At 63.5% G+C, this 16,631-nt stretch carries 15 protein-coding genes; 4 read left to right on the top strand and 11 right to left on the bottom strand.

Annotation, left to right across the window (positions count from 1 at the left end):
* Positions 1–142 precede the first annotated feature (142 nt).
* A complete protein-coding gene (locus HPY65_10590) occupies positions 143–1,633 on the top strand; it encodes a GNAT family N-acetyltransferase (protein ID NPU84923.1) in 1,491 nt (496 codons plus the stop codon).
* A 33-nt stretch (positions 1,634–1,666) separates the two neighbouring features.
* On the opposite strand, the gene HPY65_10595 is transcribed toward HPY65_10590, so the two are convergent.
* From HPY65_10595 to HPY65_10640, 10 genes are all read right to left on the bottom strand, one after another.
* Positions 1,667–2,107, bottom strand: coding sequence for a GNAT family N-acetyltransferase (locus tag HPY65_10595; GenBank protein ID NPU84924.1), 441 nt, complete (start codon positions 2,105–2,107; stop codon positions 1,667–1,669).
* A gap of 80 nt (positions 2,108–2,187) precedes the next feature.
* Positions 2,188–3,057: a class I SAM-dependent methyltransferase gene (locus HPY65_10600; GenBank protein ID NPU84925.1), complete on the bottom strand. Its 870-nt coding sequence runs from the start codon at positions 3,055–3,057 to the stop codon at positions 2,188–2,190.
* Between the two features lie 73 nt (positions 3,058–3,130).
* Positions 3,131–4,102, bottom strand: coding sequence for an alpha/beta hydrolase (locus HPY65_10605; protein NPU84926.1), 972 nt, complete (start codon positions 4,100–4,102; stop codon positions 3,131–3,133).
* An 89-nt stretch (positions 4,103–4,191) separates the two neighbouring features.
* Positions 4,192–4,902: a DNA alkylation repair protein gene (locus tag HPY65_10610; protein NPU84927.1), complete on the bottom strand. Its 711-nt coding sequence runs from the start codon at positions 4,900–4,902 to the stop codon at positions 4,192–4,194.
* Between the two features lie 61 nt (positions 4,903–4,963).
* Positions 4,964–5,575, bottom strand: a complete 612-nt coding sequence (locus HPY65_10615; GenBank protein NPU84928.1) for a LysE family translocator — start codon at positions 5,573–5,575, stop codon at positions 4,964–4,966.
* Positions 5,576–5,734: 159 nt separating this feature from the next.
* The gene (locus HPY65_10620; GenBank protein ID NPU84929.1) at positions 5,735–6,364 is read right to left on the bottom strand and encodes a GNAT family N-acetyltransferase; all 630 of its coding nucleotides are present in this window, start codon (positions 6,362–6,364) and stop codon (positions 5,735–5,737) included.
* 10 nt (positions 6,365–6,374) lie between these two features.
* Complete coding sequence (locus tag HPY65_10625) at positions 6,375–7,508, bottom strand: PLP-dependent transferase (protein ID NPU84930.1); 1,134 nt, start codon at positions 7,506–7,508, stop codon at positions 6,375–6,377.
* Between the two features lie 82 nt (positions 7,509–7,590).
* The gene (locus HPY65_10630; protein ID NPU84931.1) at positions 7,591–7,980 is read right to left on the bottom strand and encodes a hypothetical protein; all 390 of its coding nucleotides are present in this window, start codon (positions 7,978–7,980) and stop codon (positions 7,591–7,593) included.
* Positions 7,981–8,079: 99 nt separating this feature from the next.
* Positions 8,080–8,490 (bottom strand): hypothetical protein, encoded by a 411-nt coding sequence (locus HPY65_10635; GenBank protein NPU84932.1) that lies wholly within the window; start codon positions 8,488–8,490, stop codon positions 8,080–8,082.
* 94 nt (positions 8,491–8,584) lie between these two features.
* On the bottom strand, positions 8,585–9,658 hold the full coding sequence (locus tag HPY65_10640; protein ID NPU84933.1) for a hypothetical protein: 1,074 nt from the start codon (positions 9,656–9,658) through the stop codon (positions 8,585–8,587).
* A gap of 320 nt (positions 9,659–9,978) precedes the next feature.
* Between HPY65_10640 and HPY65_10645 the strand changes: the two genes are divergently transcribed.
* On the top strand, positions 9,979–11,424 hold the full coding sequence (locus HPY65_10645; GenBank protein NPU84934.1) for a DHA2 family efflux MFS transporter permease subunit: 1,446 nt from the start codon (positions 9,979–9,981) through the stop codon (positions 11,422–11,424).
* Positions 11,425–11,490: 66 nt separating this feature from the next.
* On the opposite strand, the gene HPY65_10650 is transcribed toward HPY65_10645, so the two are convergent.
* The gene (locus tag HPY65_10650) at positions 11,491–14,472 is read right to left on the bottom strand and encodes a peptidase M16 (protein ID NPU84935.1); all 2,982 of its coding nucleotides are present in this window, start codon (positions 14,470–14,472) and stop codon (positions 11,491–11,493) included.
* Positions 14,473–14,662: 190 nt separating this feature from the next.
* Between HPY65_10650 and HPY65_10655 the strand changes: the two genes are divergently transcribed.
* Positions 14,663–15,295 carry a TetR/AcrR family transcriptional regulator gene (locus HPY65_10655; protein ID NPU84936.1) on the top strand — a complete coding sequence of 211 codons (633 nt, stop codon included), beginning with the start codon at positions 14,663–14,665 and terminating at the stop codon, positions 15,293–15,295.
* A 12-nt stretch (positions 15,296–15,307) separates the two neighbouring features.
* Entirely contained in the window at positions 15,308–16,621 is a 1,314-nt protein-coding gene (locus HPY65_10660) for a TolC family protein (GenBank protein NPU84937.1), read from the top strand.
* The last annotated feature ends 10 nt before the right edge of the window (positions 16,622–16,631 follow it).

The raw sequence follows: 16,631 nt of genomic DNA on the forward strand, positions 1-16,631 counted from the left end.
AAGCGCGGGACCGGATGCGGCTTCCCTTGAGTCGCGAACTATAGCGGCGCCGCCGGTTCGTGTCAAATGCAAGATCCCCTCGCAGAAGCAGGGATCGATCCTGCACGGGCGGCATCATCCGGCATTTCAGAGGAGGAACCCGGTGAACCCTTCTTCCATTGCGCGTCTTACTGTGCCGGCGGACATGCGCTTCCTGGAGACGATCCGGGGCTTTGTGCGGGAACTGGCCTCGGCCGCCGGACTCTCCCAGAGGGAGATTCTGGGCCTGGAGCTGGCCGCCGAAGAGGCCTCCGTCAACACCATCGAGCATGCCTATCCGGACGGCCGGCCGGGAGACATTTTCCTGAAGGCGGAGATCGGGCGGACGGAGCTGGTCCTGTCCATCCGGGACGAGGGGCTGCCCTTCGACCCGGATCTGGAAGGCGCCGGCGTTTCCGGGACGGTCGCCGACGAGTTTTCGGCCCGGGGCCTGGGGCTGCGGATCATCCGTCATGAAGTCGACGAGGCCCGCTTCGAGAACCTCGGCCGCCGGGGGAAGGCCCTGCGCCTCGTCAAGCGGCTGACTACAACCGCGGAACCGGAGCCGGAGCACCTGCCGCCGAGGATCGAGCCGGCCTCCCCGCAGCCGTATGAGATCCGGACCATGAAACCCGGGGAGGCCATCCAGGTGGCCAGGATCTTCTGGCTGGCTTACGGCTATTCGTACAAAAACGAGAATTTTTACCGCCCGGAGGGCCTTCTGTACCTGGTGGGAAGCGGTCGCCTGACCAGCACCGTCGCCGTGACCGAAAACGGCGAGGTCGTGGGGCACGCCGGCATCCTGCGGCCGACTCCGGCGCCCATGGCCGAGGCGGCCCTCCTGGTGATCAACCCGGCCCACCGGGGCCGCGGGCTGATGGGCGCGCTTTCCAGGGCCAACGAGGCCAGGGCCCTGGAGATGGGGCTGCTCGGGATGTCCGTCGATCCCGTCACCAGCCATGCCATCAGCCAGCGAGACGTGATGCGGCTGGGGGGAAGGCCCTGCGGCCTGGACCTGGCCGCCAGTCCCCCCCGGCTGTTCAAGGCCCTCGGTTCCGAAACGGCCCCGCCCCAGCGGGAGTCCTGCCTCCACTGCTTCCGCTACTTCGACTCCCCTCCGCCGGTGAAGGTCCATGTCCCGCCCCGCCACCGGGAGATCGTCACCCGCATCTACGAAGGCCTTGCCCAGGCCTGCACCTTCGGCGATCCGGCCCCGGCCTCCGCGTCGGGTGAGTACCGGATCGACTTCGACAAAACCGTGCTCAAGGGGATCATCCGGGTGGTGCGGGCCGACGAGCGCCAATGGCCGGAGCTTCTCCGGGCTGCGGACGACCTCGCGGAGTACGCGGGCGCGGAGGTGGTGAACCTCGATCTTCCCCTCGAGCAACCGGCGGCGGCCCTGCTCTGCGAGCGGGCGGAGGAGGCGGGCTTCTTTTTTTCGGGGCTCCGGCCCCGGGAGGCCCCGGACGGCGACAGCCTGAGGCTCCAGCGGCTCCACTGCCCCTTCGATCCGGACCGCCTGCAGTTCTTCGACGAATTCGGCAGGCTGCTCTTCGATTACGTGAAGGCGGGGATGGGAGAATCAGGGAAGAAAGCAACGGGGTCGGGCGGGTAGGGACTTCTTTGCCGACTGCTCGGGAACGTCCTGTTACGGCCTTGCCAGGAATGCCCGCTTGATCCGGCCGTCGAACCCGGCGGATTCGTAGAACGTTCCGATCTCCTCGTTTTTTCTTCCCGTGCACAGCATGACTTTGTAACAGCGGCTCTCCCGGGCCAGCGCCAGCGCATTCTTCAGAACGGCCGTTCCGTAGCCCCTGCGGCGATGTGCTGCATCCGTGACCACGTTTTCGATGACGCCGTACGGCCGGCAGCCCCGGCTGAGATTCGGAATGATGCTCAGGGTGCAGGAGGAGACAAGCCTGCCGCCCACGAAGACGCCCAGGTACCGGAAGGACCGGCTGTCCCGGATCTGCCTCCAGACGGCCTCCACCTCCCGCCTTTCCGGCAACGGATCATCGGACGCGTGCATGTGCGCATAGAGGGCGAGCAGGTCGTCCAGTTCCCCTTCAAGAAGCTCTCTCGTTTCCATTCGATCCTCCCGCAACCCGCCGGCCGCCGTCGGTGTGACCCCGCCGCTCTTCCCGCGGGCGGCCGCTCCGGCTGCCCCAATTACCCCCGGCCTTTTCGAGCGACAATTGCCAGGTTGGCGGATTGGCTTTCCTCTTCGACCTCGACGCCCACCAGCGATGGATAAAACCGGACTTCTTCGAATCCCGCCCGGGTGAGCACATCCCGGAACTGCTCGTCCGTATAGGCTTCAGTGGTCATCGCGTGGCGGGACACCGCTCCCGTTTCGGCGTCCACGACGAAAAAGCGCTGCGTTGTCGCCAGCTCGTCGGCGTCCCAGAAGCTTTCGGTCAGGCAGAGATGCGGGCGGTCCGAGAAGAGGCCGCCGCCGTCGCCGCAGGTATGCCAGGAGCTTCCCGACTGACCCTGTTTCATGACCGTGTCGAACTTCTGCGGTTCAAGCAGCAAGAGGCCATCCGGGGTAAGGGCCGAGAGGGCCTTTTCGAGGACCCGGCGCGCGTCGCTTCTCCGGAAGACGTTGAACTGGCCGAAGATCATAATGACCAGTCCGTACCCTTCGCCGTAATCCGCTGTCCGCACGTCCTCCAGCCGGTAGCGGCAATTCAGGCCTTCGTGCGCAGCATTGGCCTGTGCGTAACGGACCGGCTCGGGAGCGTAGTCGATGCCGACGCACGCATGCCCCAGCCTGGCCAGGCGGCTCGTGTACAGCCCGGGCCCGCAGGCCAACTCCAGGATTCGCGTCGGCCTGCCGCCCAGTATCGCTCCGTGGATCCAGCCGACCTGCCGGTCGATGATGTCGAAACGGCGGCTGGCCAGGTTGTGCTCCTGGGAGAGATGCTCCGCCAGCATTCGCCGGCTGAAGTTGGGGTCGTTCCAGGGGATGTTCTCCCCCTCGGCCCAGGAAACGGGGGGTATCCTGCGTCCGATGATGTCCTGCAGGTTCATGGTCATTCCGCCATCCAGAGATGTGGAGATAAAAGTTTTTCCCGTTCCGGGATCCTGCCTGTCATGATCGCCTTTTCTGTCAGTCCTTTCCGGCCTGTGTTTCCACGCAGAAGAGATCCTTCACCTTTTTTAGCATCCGGTATCCGTGGACGATGTGATGGAAGTGCCCTTCGCCTTCGATCCGGTTGATCCGGACGTCCTTTGCGTGTTCCGCCAGGTATTCGCTGAACCGGGGAGGGATGAACAGGTCGGCCGTTCCCTGGAAAACCTCGATATGGATGTCGATGTCGGAGAGACGGAATCCCCAGTCCTTGTAGACCGTCTGTGCATCGTAGGCCGGCCCCGCGGAGCCGTTCCGGAAGAGCTCCTGGAAATCCCGCATCAGCAGGTATTGGAACTCGGACATCCTGAAAATCTCCTTGTCGGCGGGACAGAGGCTGGAGTCAAACATCCGCGCGAACGTCCCGGGTCTTTTCACGACTTTTTGCGTCATGCCCAGAACGGAGAAAGGAATCCGGAACAGGGCCAGGGGCAGCCGGGTGCCCAGCCTGGCATAAAGGCGATCCATGTTGCCGAGGTTTCGTACCATTTCGGGGTCGGCGTAGACCGGCATGGCGCAGGCAAGGTCCACGACATAACGGAGGCGGTCCGGAATGGCAAAGGCGCTGGCCATCAGGGTGGGGCCTCCGCCGGAAATGCCGATGGCCCCGAAAGAGCCGATTCCGAGACGGTCCGCCAGATCGGCCATGTCCCGGGCGTAGTCCAGAACGGTCCACCCCGGACGGAAGTCCGATCGGGCGACGCCCGGCCGGTCCGGCGCGATGATCCGGAAGCCGTACTCGATGCCGGGCTTGTGAAGAAGCATGCCGTGAACATGGGACCCGGTTCCGTGGTAGAAAATGATGGGGTCTCCGCCGGGATCCCCGTACTCGTGAAAGGCGAGGCGCGTTCCACGGCTGGTTTCCAGGAACCGGACGTTTTTCTCCAGCTCCTCGATTTCACTCCCGGAAAGGATGCTCAGTCGCTTCTCCCGATCGGCCGGTTCGCTCATCGATGGACCTCGTTTCTTTTCCCTTGTTCTGGTTATTGGATGGCCGCCCCGGTTTTCCAATCCGGGACACGCCCCCTTTCCTTTCGGGTTCAGGGTGACATATCTCCGCTCAGGTACCGCTGTCTCAGCTCTTCGGGAAACTTCTCGAGGGCGTACCGGAGCATCGTCCTCGGCATGATCCGGCAATGAAGCTTCAGAAATGCTTCTTCCGCCGCCCGGTCGCGCTTGCCGATTTCCCGGAGCATCCAGCCCGAGGCTTTGTGGATCAGGTCCTCACGGTCCCGGAGGAGCCGTTCGGCGATGTGGAGCGTCTCGGCGAACTCCCCCCGCTTGATGAAGTGGAAGGTCGCCATGACGGAGATCCTTCGGTCCCAGAGCAACCCGGATGCCGCCAGGGCATGGAGCGGCGCGCGGCTGCGGTCCAGAAGATGACGGCCCACGATGTGCTCGGCCGAGGCGTCGACCAGGTCCCAGTTGTTGATGAACCGCGTATGCTCCAGGTACAGGCGGTAGATCCGCTCCTGCATCGCGGCGTCTCCCCGTGCATAGGCACCGACCAGGATGAGAAGCGCCAGGAGCCTCGCCTCGTGGATGGGGGAATGGAGCAGATCGGCGACGTCCGGCAGGGGGAGATCCCCGTGCTCCCGGGCAAGTTTGCGGATCTCCGGGACGTAGAGGCCGATGAAAACGTCGCCTTCGCCGTACTCCCCCGGGGCCGTCTTGAAAAACCGCTGCAGGATCCGGACCCTTTCCGGGTTGCCCAGTGTCTGCAGCCGGCGCTGGATGTCGGCAGCCTTCAAATGACAATCCTTTCCCGATGCTTCTTGACCGGAACAGTGTGCTGTGGCCGAGGCGGCATATTTACTTTTTGGCGGCGATCAGGGCGGCCCCGAAAAACATGAACGTGGCCCCGCCCAGCCGGTTGATCGCCCGTCCGCCCCGCTCGGAGGTGAGCCAGCGCCGGGCGGTGCCGGCAAACAGCCCGTACAGGCAGTGGATGACGACGACCAGGGAGCTGTACGTCAGGACCTGGACGGCGAACTGGGTCCAGTAGTTCTTCGAGAGGTCGATGAACTGGGGAAAGATGGAAAGGAAAAAGAAGATCACCTTGGGATTCGTGAGCTGCAGGGACAGCCCCTCCAGGAAACGCCTGCCGAACCCGGCCTCGCAGGACGCTGGTTCCTGGAAGCGCATCGCCGGAGCGCGCCAGAGCCGGATGCCCAGGTAGAAAAGGTAGGCGGCCCCGATGAACTTGAGGATCGTGAAGGCCAGGGCCGAGGCGGCCAGCAGAATCCCCAGGCTCGTCGCCGAGATGGCGGCGACCGCGAGGGCGCCGAAGGCAATGCCGAGAATTCCGCCGAAGGTTCCCTTCATGCCGTAGCGAAGGGAGTTGGTGAGGGTCATGACGACGCCCGGCCCCGGGCTGAGCACGGTCAGGGCGGCCACGAGCAGGAAGAGCGGATAGAGCGTCAAGGGGGTCCTCCGTAATGAAATTTCCGTATGGCTACACGATCTTCATCACAAAAGGCAATCCCTTCCATCGCCGGCAGGGCTCGATTGATGTTTCGACCGACCCGGAAAACCCTTGGCGACACCGGAGTGGTTTCCCCGGCGGGCGGGGGCTCGCAACTCTTATCGCAGCCGTTTCACCATCCGGAAGTGGCTTCTTACGCCCCGCTCCTCAAGGGGAAGAACGCGGCTCTCGGAGAGGATCTCCATCCCCAGCCGCCGGTAAAACCGGACCGCCGGGTTGTCGCCGGCCACGTCGAGATGGCAGGCGTCATAACCCCTTTCGCGGGCGCGGTCGAACGCGCCGGTCAGCAGCCTCTTCCCCAGGCCTTTTCCCTGCTCCCCGGGATCCGCCGCCAGGAAAAGCACGTAGTAGGCATGATTCGGGATCGGCGGCGTGAGATACCGGATGTATCCGACGATTTCCAGGTAATGCCGAAATTCCCCGGGTGTCAGGATCTCCGGGGTCCGCTTCACCATGTTGGGGATCATCCGGTCCTGCCTGTCCCGGTCGTACCCGACTTCCAGGCCGGCGATCCTGCCGCCGGCGACGGCGACCGTGGCGTTGGAGTGACTGTACAGGCTCTCCTCCCCTTTCCACATGGCGGTGAAGAAGCGGAGGAAGCGGTCGAAATCGTTTTCGAAGAGGCAGTCCCAGAGGCGGGGATCCGTGCTGTAGATGAGCCGGGACGCGGCCTGGGCGTGCTCGGGGCCGGCCGGCAGGAACGCGGGGAGATGCGGATTCGTTTCCATGGCCGGTTTTTTACACTTCTTTCATCGCCTGGTCCATGTCCGCGATCAGGTCGTCCGCATCTTCGATCCCGACGGAGAGCCGCAAGAGCGAGTCGGAGATGCCGATCCTCCGGCGCTCCTCCGGGGAGATCTTCGCGTGGGAGGTCCCGGCGGGGGCGCAGATCAGCGTCTCCACGCCGCCCAGGCTGACGGCCGGGCGGATGATCCGGAGGCGGCGCAGGAAGGAGGCGGCGGAGACGATCCGCTCGTCCGGTTCGAAGGACAGCATGGCCCCGAATCCCGTCATCTGGGACCGGGCGATTTCATGCCCCGGCGAGTCCGGCAGGCCGGGATAGTTCACGCGGAAAACGGATGCATGTGCGGACAGATAGGCGGCGATGCGGGCGGCGTTCGCCGTCTGGCGTTCGACCCGGAGGGCCAGCGTCTTCATGCTCCGTTCGAGGAGGTAGCACATCATGGCGTTCAGGCTGCCGCCCAGGTGGCGGGCTGTGGCGCGGATTTTCGAGGCATGGGGTCGCGAGGTCAGGGCGGCGCCGCAGCTCAGGTCGCTGTGGCCGCCCAGGTACTTGGTTCCGCTGTGGACGACCACGTCGATGTCGAGCTGCAGAGGGCATTGGTTCACCGGCGTGGCGAAGGTATTGTCGAGGATCGTGACGATGCCCCGTTCCCGGCCGATCTGTGCCACCCGCCGGATGTCAATGATCCCCAGCAGGGGGTTCGTGGGCGATTCAATCACGATGACCTTCGTCTCCGGCGTCACCGCATCCGCGACCGCCGCGGCGTCCGTGGCCGCGAAGGTGTGGCGGATCCCCAGCCGGTCGAACATGTCCGTGGCGAAGGCATGGGTTCCGCCGTACAGCTCGTCCATCATGACGACATGGTCCCCCGCTCCGGCGAAGGCGAGGATCGCCGTGCTGACGGCGGCCATGCCGGAGCTGAACAGGACGCCGTCTTCCGCGCCTTCCAGTGCGCAGAGCTTGCGGACCACGGCGTCCTGGTTCGGCGTGTTGAAGTAGCGGGGATAGGGGATGTCGTCCCGGTCCAGGTATTCGAACGAGGAGGACGTGAAAATCGGCGTGTTGACGCCCCGCGTCGCGGCGTCGCGGTACGTGCCGCCGTGAACGCAGATGGTTTCCTTCTTCATGCAGCCTGCTCCTTGCCAATGTTCTGTCAGCGGCTGGGGCGCCGGCGGCACGGGAGGCCGCCGGCATTCCCCGGCCGGTACTTCACTTGTCGGACGATGCCTCGAAAAACGCTTCGCAGTGGCGATTCCCTTCGGTCCCGGTGACCGACACCCATCCGCCCGCCTTGGCCGGGAAACCCAGACACTCAAAGCTTTGCGGTTTCATGTCGTGGATCATGAACTTGACGGTGCTGTCTCTCTTCCCTTCCATGTTGCAGTCCTTGTTCTTCCAGTTGCAGCAGACGTGATCTCCGGGTTGGACGCCCCACCATTCGGCGCACCTTTCCATTTTGCAGCCGTGGGTTTCCTTGACGTGGATCGGCCGGTCCGTATTGTTATAGACACAAAATGCGCCTGCGTTCCCCGCCATCAGACAAAAACCGAACACGGACAGCATCAATACCGTCAAAACGAGGCTCTTCATTCTGCACATGGTAAACGTTCCTCCTTGTAATCGATTTTTCCGCGTGAACATTCAATGCACGAAATCGGTCTGTCGAGCATGTCGTTATTTTCCTCGTTGCCAGGACACTCATTGGTCGTCACCGTCTTTGTCCCAGGATTCATCAAAGTACGCTTCACACTTATATTGGTGCTTTCTATCACCGGATACCGACAGCCATCCACCCGCCTTGACGGGAAAGTCGACACAGAGGTTAATCGGGAGCACCTGCGTGAACGCGACAAGGAACTTGACAGTACTGTCTTTCTTCCCTTTCACGTTGCAGTCCTTGTTTTTCCAGTTGCAGCAGGCATGATCTCCCGGGCTGATTACTTTTATAAACTCCTTGAACTTCCTTCCACCGTGAGTTTCCTGGACCTGAAATTCCAAATCCGAATTGTTATAGACGCAAAAGGCATCTGCGCCCTCTGCCGTCAGGCATAGAAAAATTACCGAAAAGATCCATACCGCAAACAATACCGCCCCCTTCTTTTTGCACATGCCGATCCTTCTCCTTTCTTTGATTTGTCCGGTTGAACATCCGCTGCCTGAGATCGAATTTCCGCTGTCCCGCAAATCCGGGTCCTTATTGTCTCTATTGCTGCTTCGTTTCGATTTGGACGCTTTTCAGGAATGCGATCAATTTGTCGCGGCTGATGCTGGAGGAGATGTGAAGGTCAATCCAGGTGTCCTCCCGGACACAGCCGGCCCGCAAATTGAACTGGACCCATTCCGGCTTTGCTTTGGGGAACATGGAGTAGGTCATGACATCCCAGGGGCCGATTTTCCGGGTCATAATATTTTCGACGAGGACAGGACCGAGATTGGAGAGCTTGTCCCTGATCGTGGCGAAGTATTTTTCTCTGCCTTCGAATGCCCCGGCCGGCTCGAACCACCCGGAAAGGATGATTCCGCTGCCGCCCCCGTCGAAATAGAAGTACCCGGGATGATCGGTGCCGCCTCCGCTACCGGCCGAATTGCCCGGCATCAGGCCGTTTTGGGGAAAGCTCAGAACGATCCGGCCGGGGGGAGCGGTCAGCACATACTGGCCGTCTCTCTTGCCGATCTGCACGGCCTGTGGCGATACTCCCGCATCCTTGCGGTCATCGCTTTCCCTGCAGACGGCGCTGCCCACCATGGCCAATCCGGCGGAGACAGCGGCCTCCCGGTCCTCATTGGCCAGGATTGTGAAGTGCATGAGCACGTTCCCGGTGCGGGCTATGCCCTGGGTCATGTATCTGTATCCACCATCCTCCGGAGCCCGGTCCGTTGCGGAAAAGTAGGAACCGGTTGCGGAGGTCCCCTCCAACCTGCGAATGTCGATTCTGTCTTCCACGGCCCCGGACTTGATCTCCTCGGCGCGTTTCTGCACCCTCCCGTGCAGGGCGGCATCCCCGGGGGGCGACATGCCTTTGCCGGGGGGCCAATGCGGCGTCACCAGGACGTTGAAGGGCTTGCCGCTTTTCGGCTTGAAGGAGATCGTCGGCTCCGGGCGATCCCTGGGCTGAGAGACCTCGTCGCTCCAGTCCGCAGGCACCTGGAACTGAAGGATTCCAAAATCGGGCAGGGGGTAGCTGCGGAGGGTCGTTTCCGCCGCCCGCGACATGGCCGGGCTTGCAAAAAGCAGCAGGAGGATTCCAAGGCATAGCGCATAAAAGAATTTTTTCATGATTTCCTTTCTCCGGCCATGGCGCCGGCGGGCGTGAAGTATGTTTTTCTGCACGGATTCGGCTGACTGCTCACGGCCAGTATTCAAGGAAAATTCACAAGGATCAACAGGAATAATCGCTTATATATCAATAGGTAATATGCGGTTGAAAATTAGCGGATCCGCAGTTATTGTGCGGACTCCGTCAAATGAGATAAATCGATCCGAAGATTTGTGATCTTGAAAAAAGTGGAAACAGGACCCGATATTTCGAGCGGGTCCGGAAAGATGCGAAACACGGCTATGATTCTCCGCTCCCCCGAGCTGCCGCGACACCAATCATGAGGAAGACCCCGGCTTCCCGTAACGCCGACCGGAGCCGTCTGGTCATCCTCGCGGCGGGCTGCGCGGCCTTCATGAACATCCTCGACGGGACCATCGTCAACGTCTCGCTGCCGTCGGTCGTGCACGACCTGAAGGTCGACACGGACGTCGGCGTCTGGATTATCCTGGCCTATTCCGTCACGCTCGCGGGAACGGTCCTGGCGTTCGGCAAGCTGGCCGACCGGCTCGGGATGGGCCGCGTCATGACTTGGGGATATCTCCTGTTCACGGGCAGCTCCCTCCTCTGCGGGCTTGCCCCGACTGCGACGGTCCTCGTGGCCGGACGGCTCCTGCAGGGGATCGGCGGCGGGATGCTTTCCGCCACGTCGCTCGGCGCCGTCGGCAGCTACCTTCCCCCGGAGCGCCGGGGATGGGGGATCGGCATCGTCAGCGCCGCGTCGGCGCTCGGGGCCATGCTGGGAGCGCCGATTGGGGGATTCCTTTCGGAAATGGCGGGATGGCGGTGGATCTTCCTGGTGAATCTTCCCGTCGGCCTGTTTGCCTGGTACATCGTATCCTTCCGGTTCCCGCGGGATGCGGGAACCATGGCGAATCTGAACCGGAGGACGATCGGGATCGATCCGGCCGGTGTCCTGCTCAGCGTGGTCGCCCTCGGAAGCCTGCTTTACGGGATCACCCGGGGGCCTGATGACGGCTGGCTCTCCGCGCCGGTGTTGGGGAGCCTTCTCTCCGCCGCCTTTTTCTCTGTCGCCTTTCTGTTCCGGGAGCGGCGGAGTCCGGACCCGCTCCTGAACTGGAGCCTCTTTCGCGATCGCCGCTTTCTGGTCGCCAACCTGGCAAATTTCTTCACGTCCATGTTCGTTGCAGGGGTGAACTTCCTGTTTCCCTTCTATCTCATTTACGTGCAGGGCCTGGGCCAGGCGGTGACGGGAGCGGTCCTGATTCTCTTCAGCGGCGTTTATGTGCTGGTGAGTCCGGTGGCGGGAAGGATGTCGGACCGGATCGGGGTGCGGCTTCTGACGACGGGAGGGATGGCTCTGGCGTCGGGCGGGCTCTTGGTCTTCACGTTCCTGGCAGGCGCCCCGTCCATGGCGGCCCCCGTCGGGCTCCTGGTTCTCCTGGGGGTGGCCTACGGCTTGTACCTCTCACCCAACAACCGGCAGATCCTGAACCTGGCGCCGCCGCAAGGGCAGGGTAGTGCTTCCGGTGTCCTGCGGCTGCTGTTCTATCTTGGGCAGCCCTTGGGGGTGGCCCTGGCGGAGGCGGCGCTCCGGGACGGCCTCCCGGAGACGGTCTTGTCGGTTTCCCAGTGGCGCTCCCTGCCGGTGGCGGAGCTGGTCACGGCCTTTCAAGGCGGATTCATCATCTGCGCCGTCGTGGCGGCCCTTGCCGCTTGCTGCTCCCTCTTTTCCTCCGGGCGAGGGAAAACGCCCCGGCCGTAATCAGGAGATCCGCAGGCCCCGGGCATCCCGAATGCCCTTCCCGTCCGGATCTTGCCTTCCGCCGCGTCAGGCCTTCGCCTGGACCAGCGGCTCCACCTCCAGGGCTTCCTGCAGGCTCTCATTGGCCTTTTGCAGCTTCTCCTCCGGGGCGAACACCGCGACGGACGACCGGTCCATCGAGTCGGCCAGGAATGCCTCCGCCGCCGCCTGCATCGTCTCCGGCGTCATGTCCAGGATCCGCCGCCTGAGGGCGCGCCGGTCGTCGTCGGTGACGCCGGCGATGTGGCGGATCATGGCCGTGTGGGCTTTCCCCGAGGGATCCGACGGGCGGTCCAGGAGGCCGATCGTGCCGATGACGGCCTTCTCCAGTTCCTCCGGGTCGATTCCCCGCCGGATTTCGTCGGGCACGCCGTCGTAGACGTCCAGGGTTTCGACGAGGTGGGGATCCCGGTAGGACAGGAAGGAGAACAGCCCGTTCATCGAGTCGTAGCCGCACATGCCTCCGTAAGCCCCGCCCTGGACGCGGATCCGCTTGTAGAGATAGCCGCTTGAAAGATATCGGGCCAGGACCAGGAGGGCCGCCGCCTGCGGATCCCCGTGGACCGGCGCCGGCAGGACCCGGGCGACGTAGTTCACGTCGGCGGGGATGGCGACGCCCGGCCGCGACGGCTTCGGGGTTGTCTCGACAGGAGGCGACGTCTTTCCTGCAGGGAGATCCGTGATGAGGGCGCCCAACTCCGCCGAGAGGATCGAGAGCCCTTCCCGGTCGGCGGCAATGTCGACCGTCATGCCGGCCCGGCGGAACACCGCTGTTTTCAGCCCGGCCAGGGTTTCCTGCAGGCGTTCCGTTTCCTTCTCCAGGGATTCGGCCGTCCGGGCGGCGAAGCGAAGCTGGGAGCGGCCGTGCCACTGCTCGTCCCGCCAGGCCGGCAGGGCCAGGGAGGCCGCCGCCGCCATTTTCGCAAAGGAGTGTCCCGAGGGGATGACCGCCGCCTGGAGGCGGTTCTTCTTTTCCAGGACCAGGTCCCGCATGCGGGCCCGGTCGCCCAGGTCCCCCGCCAGGAGGAGGTCCTTCAGGATCGCCAAGGCGTCGGGGAGGTTCCGGTAGAGGGCCTTCCCCTCGACGAGCAGCTTCTGCCAGGTTCCTTGGCCCCTCCGGCCGAAGCCCGCCGAGAGGGAGAAGCGGAGACCGCCCGTCTTCAGGGCGAGCCGCTTGGCCATCTCCTCGTAGGATCGGCCCGCGGCGCCCATGTTGAGGGTCAGCTTCCCCAGGAGAGGGAGATACGGCTGGAGGTCTTCCGGGATGTCCGCTATGTCGAAAGCCAGTGACCAGTATGCAATCCCGTTGGTGTAAAGATCGTGCCGCAGGGTCGGCACGCCCCCCAGCAGGGATTCTTCCGTCGGGATATATTCCGGCTCGACGGGGATGTCTGCGATCTCGAGCCGGGGCAGGGTCGCCGCCGCCTCGGGCGGGTCCGGCTCCGACTGGTATCGCCGCAGATCGTCCGCCTCCCGCCGGATCCGCTCCATGTCACCGTTGGACAGGGTCGAGCGCAGCCCCGCCATCCGGTCGCGGAAGGCCGACTCCCGCTCTTCCTGCATCGACTCGCTCGGTTCGAGGACGACCAGGAGGCGGTGCGGGTTCTCGATCAGCCACGTCCGGGCGATCTTCTCGAAGAGACGGGGGTCCGCCTCCCATTTCCGGCGGATGCCGCTGATGATGGCCGGGAAATTCAGGCCCGCCAGTGGATTGCCCCCGTAGAGCCAGCTATGGAAGGATCGGCCCATCAGGGTGATCCCGTAGGGATACGTTTTTCTTTTGATTTCCCGTCCGTGAAACTCCACCTGGTGCAGGGTTCCCTCGATCAGCTCCCGGTCGAATCCTTTCTCCGTTTCGGCCTCCAGCGTGTCCAGGATCAGCTTTTCGATCTCCTCGGCCTTTTCCGGATCGGTTCCCCGGAGGCCCGTGGAGAAGAAGATCTGCTTCAAGTCCCGCTCGATGCCCGTCGCGGGTGAAAGGTCCTCGCCAAGGCCCGAGTCGACGAGGGCCTTCCGGAGGGGGCCCGCGGCGCTGCCCACGAGGATCCCCGCCACGATCTCCAGGAGGACGGCCGTCTCGGAATCCCGGCCGTCGGTGAGCATCCAGGCGGCGTTGACGGTGGACTTCCGCTCCCGGGGCTCGTCCTTGCCGATGGGGTAGGTGGCCCGGACCGACCGGGGCGCCTCCCAGCGCTCCTGGTTGGGGATCTCCGCTGCGGCGTCGGTCCGTTCCGCGCCTTCGAGGATCGTCTTCAGGAAGGCCAGGTGCTCCTGCGGCGGGATGTCTCCGTAGAGAAAGAAGAAGGCGTTCGACGGAGCGTAGCGGGCCCGATGGAACGCCCGGAACTGGTCGTAGGTCAGAGAAGGGATTTCATCCGGGCTGCCGCCGGAGTCGTGAACGTAAGGGGTCGCGGGGTACAGGTTCTCCTGGATGGCCTTGTACAGCAGCGACTCCGGGGAGGAATAGGCGCCCTTCATCTCATTGAAGACGATGCCCGAGACGGTCAGGCCGCCGGCGGGGTCGTCCGGATCCGCCGGCTCCAGATGGTGCCCCTCCTGCCGGAAGGTCTCCGGGAGCAGGCGGGGATGGAACACGAGGTCCGCGTAGACCCGGGCGAGGTTGTAGAAATCCGCCGGTGTCTGGCTGGCCACGGGATAGACCGTCTTGTCCGGGTAGGTGAAGGCATTGATGAAGGTCTGCAGCGAGCCTTTCATCAGTTCGTTGAAGGCGTCTTTCACGGGATAGGTCCGCGATCCCGCCAGGACGGAGTGCTCCAGGATGTGTGGGAGGCCCGTCGAGTCCGCCGGAGGCGTGGGGAAGGCCACCGCAAAGAGGTTTTCCCGGTCCCGGCTGTGGAGGTGGAGGACCCGGGCCCCCGTTATCTCGTGCTCCATCAGATAGGCGGTAACGCGGATATCTTCGACGGGTTCGACGCGGACGACGCGGAATCCTTCGTGAAACTCACCTGTTGCAAGGACCGGCGCGGGACTGCTGTTTTGATCGGACATGGCCTGCCTCCCGAATTGCATGTATTTCGCGAAGGTTCTCTATAGCGTACCTCCGGATGCGGCGCAACGGCCGGAAAAAAGTCTTGACAGGAGAAACGTGGGAAAGTATTCAACCAAACAGTTAGACCAACCGGTTAGTTTTAACGTTCGGTTGTTTCGGGGGTTCCAGGAAGATTGATGGAGGTGAATCATGGAGGAAGCGACCCACAGCGACAAGTCGGGAGACACGGTGGAAAGGATCCTGCGCGCCGCCGCCGAGGTCTTCGCTGAATCAGGATTCCCAGGGGCCCGGGTCGACGAGATCGCCCGGCGCGCCGGCGTCAACAAGGCTATGCTGTACTATCATGTAGGCGACAAGAAAAACCTTTACGAGGAAGTTGTTCGAAGCATCATCGGCAAGACGGCGGAGCGGCTCGAAGAGGAAATCGGACAGGCGGATACCCCGGAGCGTAAAATGAGGATTTACATGCGTCGCTTCGCCGCCACCCTGGACGAAAACCCCGTCATTCCGCCCATCATGATGCGAGAGCTGGCCTCCGGCGGGCAGACGCTGCCCCAGGCGGCGGTGGAGGGGGTGGCCCGGGTGGTGTCGCTCGTCTCGACCATTCTGGACGAAGGGGTCAAAAAGGGCGTCTTCAGGTCCGTCAACCCCTTTCTCATCCATATGCTTGTGGCGGGGGCCTTTATCGTCTTCAAGGTGACGACGCCGGTCCGGGAGAGGGCGGAGTTCATTCCCGATGAGGTCCGCAGGATGCCCCGGGAACTTGCAGGTTCCGTTCTCGAGGATGTCGAAGAGATGGTTCTCAGGGCGATCAGGAAATAAGGAGGGCGCACAATGAAAGAAAAGTCAATCCATGCATCCATGATCCTGGCCGGGCTGCTCCTGCTCCTGGGAAGCACGTCCTGCCTCGCGGGGGAGAAGATGACGCTTCAGGAAAGCATCGACATCGCCCTGAAGCAAAGCCTGCTCGTCCATTCGGCCCGGGAGGGCGTCGCGGGCGCCCGGGCCCAGGAGCGGGAGGCCTTAACGGGATTCCTGCCGAAGTTCTCGACGTCTTACGGCTACACCCGCCTCAACGAGGACCCCGGCATGACCGTTCCCAGCCTTGGCTCGTTCACGACGGGGACCCGGGACAACTACACCTGGGCCACGGAGGTCCGGCAGCCCCTCTTCGCCGGCGGCGGGATCGTGGCCAACTGGCGCGCCGGCAAGCTGGGCGCGGAGATCGCCCGGACGGACGAGCAGGCCGCCGTCAACGACCTCGTCCTGGACGTCAAGACGGCCTACTTCAACGTTCTGAAGGTGCAGCGTCTCGTGGAGGCGGCCCGGCAGGCGGTGGAACTGCTCCAGGCCCACCGGAACATGGCGAAGGACTTTTTCGACGTCGGGATGGTGCCCAAGAACGATGTCCTCCGGGCGGAGGTGGAGCTGGCCAACGGGAAGTACAACCTGACGAAGGCGGAGAACGTCCTCGAGATGGCGAAGGCGAACTTCAACACCATCCTGCGCCGGGACGTCAATGAACGGGTCGATCTGGAAGATATCCCGGATCTCCGGCCCTTCGACGGCTCCCTGGCGGACGTTCGGAAGCAGGCCTTGGAAAGCCGTCCCGAAATCAAGTCCTACGCCATGAAGACCGAGCAGGCCGACCGGTACGTGGACGCCGCGCGGAGCGAGTTCTTCCCCACCATCAGCGCCGTCGGCCACTACGAGCGTTTCGGCGACACCCCTGGCGTTTCCGGCAGTCCCTATCAGGACGCCGAGAGCTGGTACGTGGGGGGCATGCTGAACTGGAACTTCTGGGAATGGGGCCGCACGAAGTACCGGGTGGACTCCGTGAAGAGCCGCCGGAACCAGGTGCAGGACGCCCTGGAGGGCATGAAGGACCGGGTTACCCTGGAGGTCAAGAACGCCTGGCTCCAGCTCGATGAGGCCCGGAAGCAGGTGGGGGTGACGAAGAAGGCCATCGAGCAGGCGGAGGAGAATTTTCGCATGAGCCAGGAACGCTATCGCGAGCAGGTCGGGACGGCCACGGAGGTCCTGGACGCCCAGACGCTCCTGACCCGGTCCCGGTCTGATCACGCCGGCGCCCTGGCGGATTATCACATCGGTCTGGCCCGGCTGGAGCGGGCCATGGGGCGCCGATAGGCGGGGAGCT

Source organism: Syntrophaceae bacterium (assembly GCA_013177825.1).
In the GTDB taxonomy this organism is placed as follows: Bacteria; Desulfobacterota; Syntrophia; order Syntrophales; family PHBD01; genus PHBD01.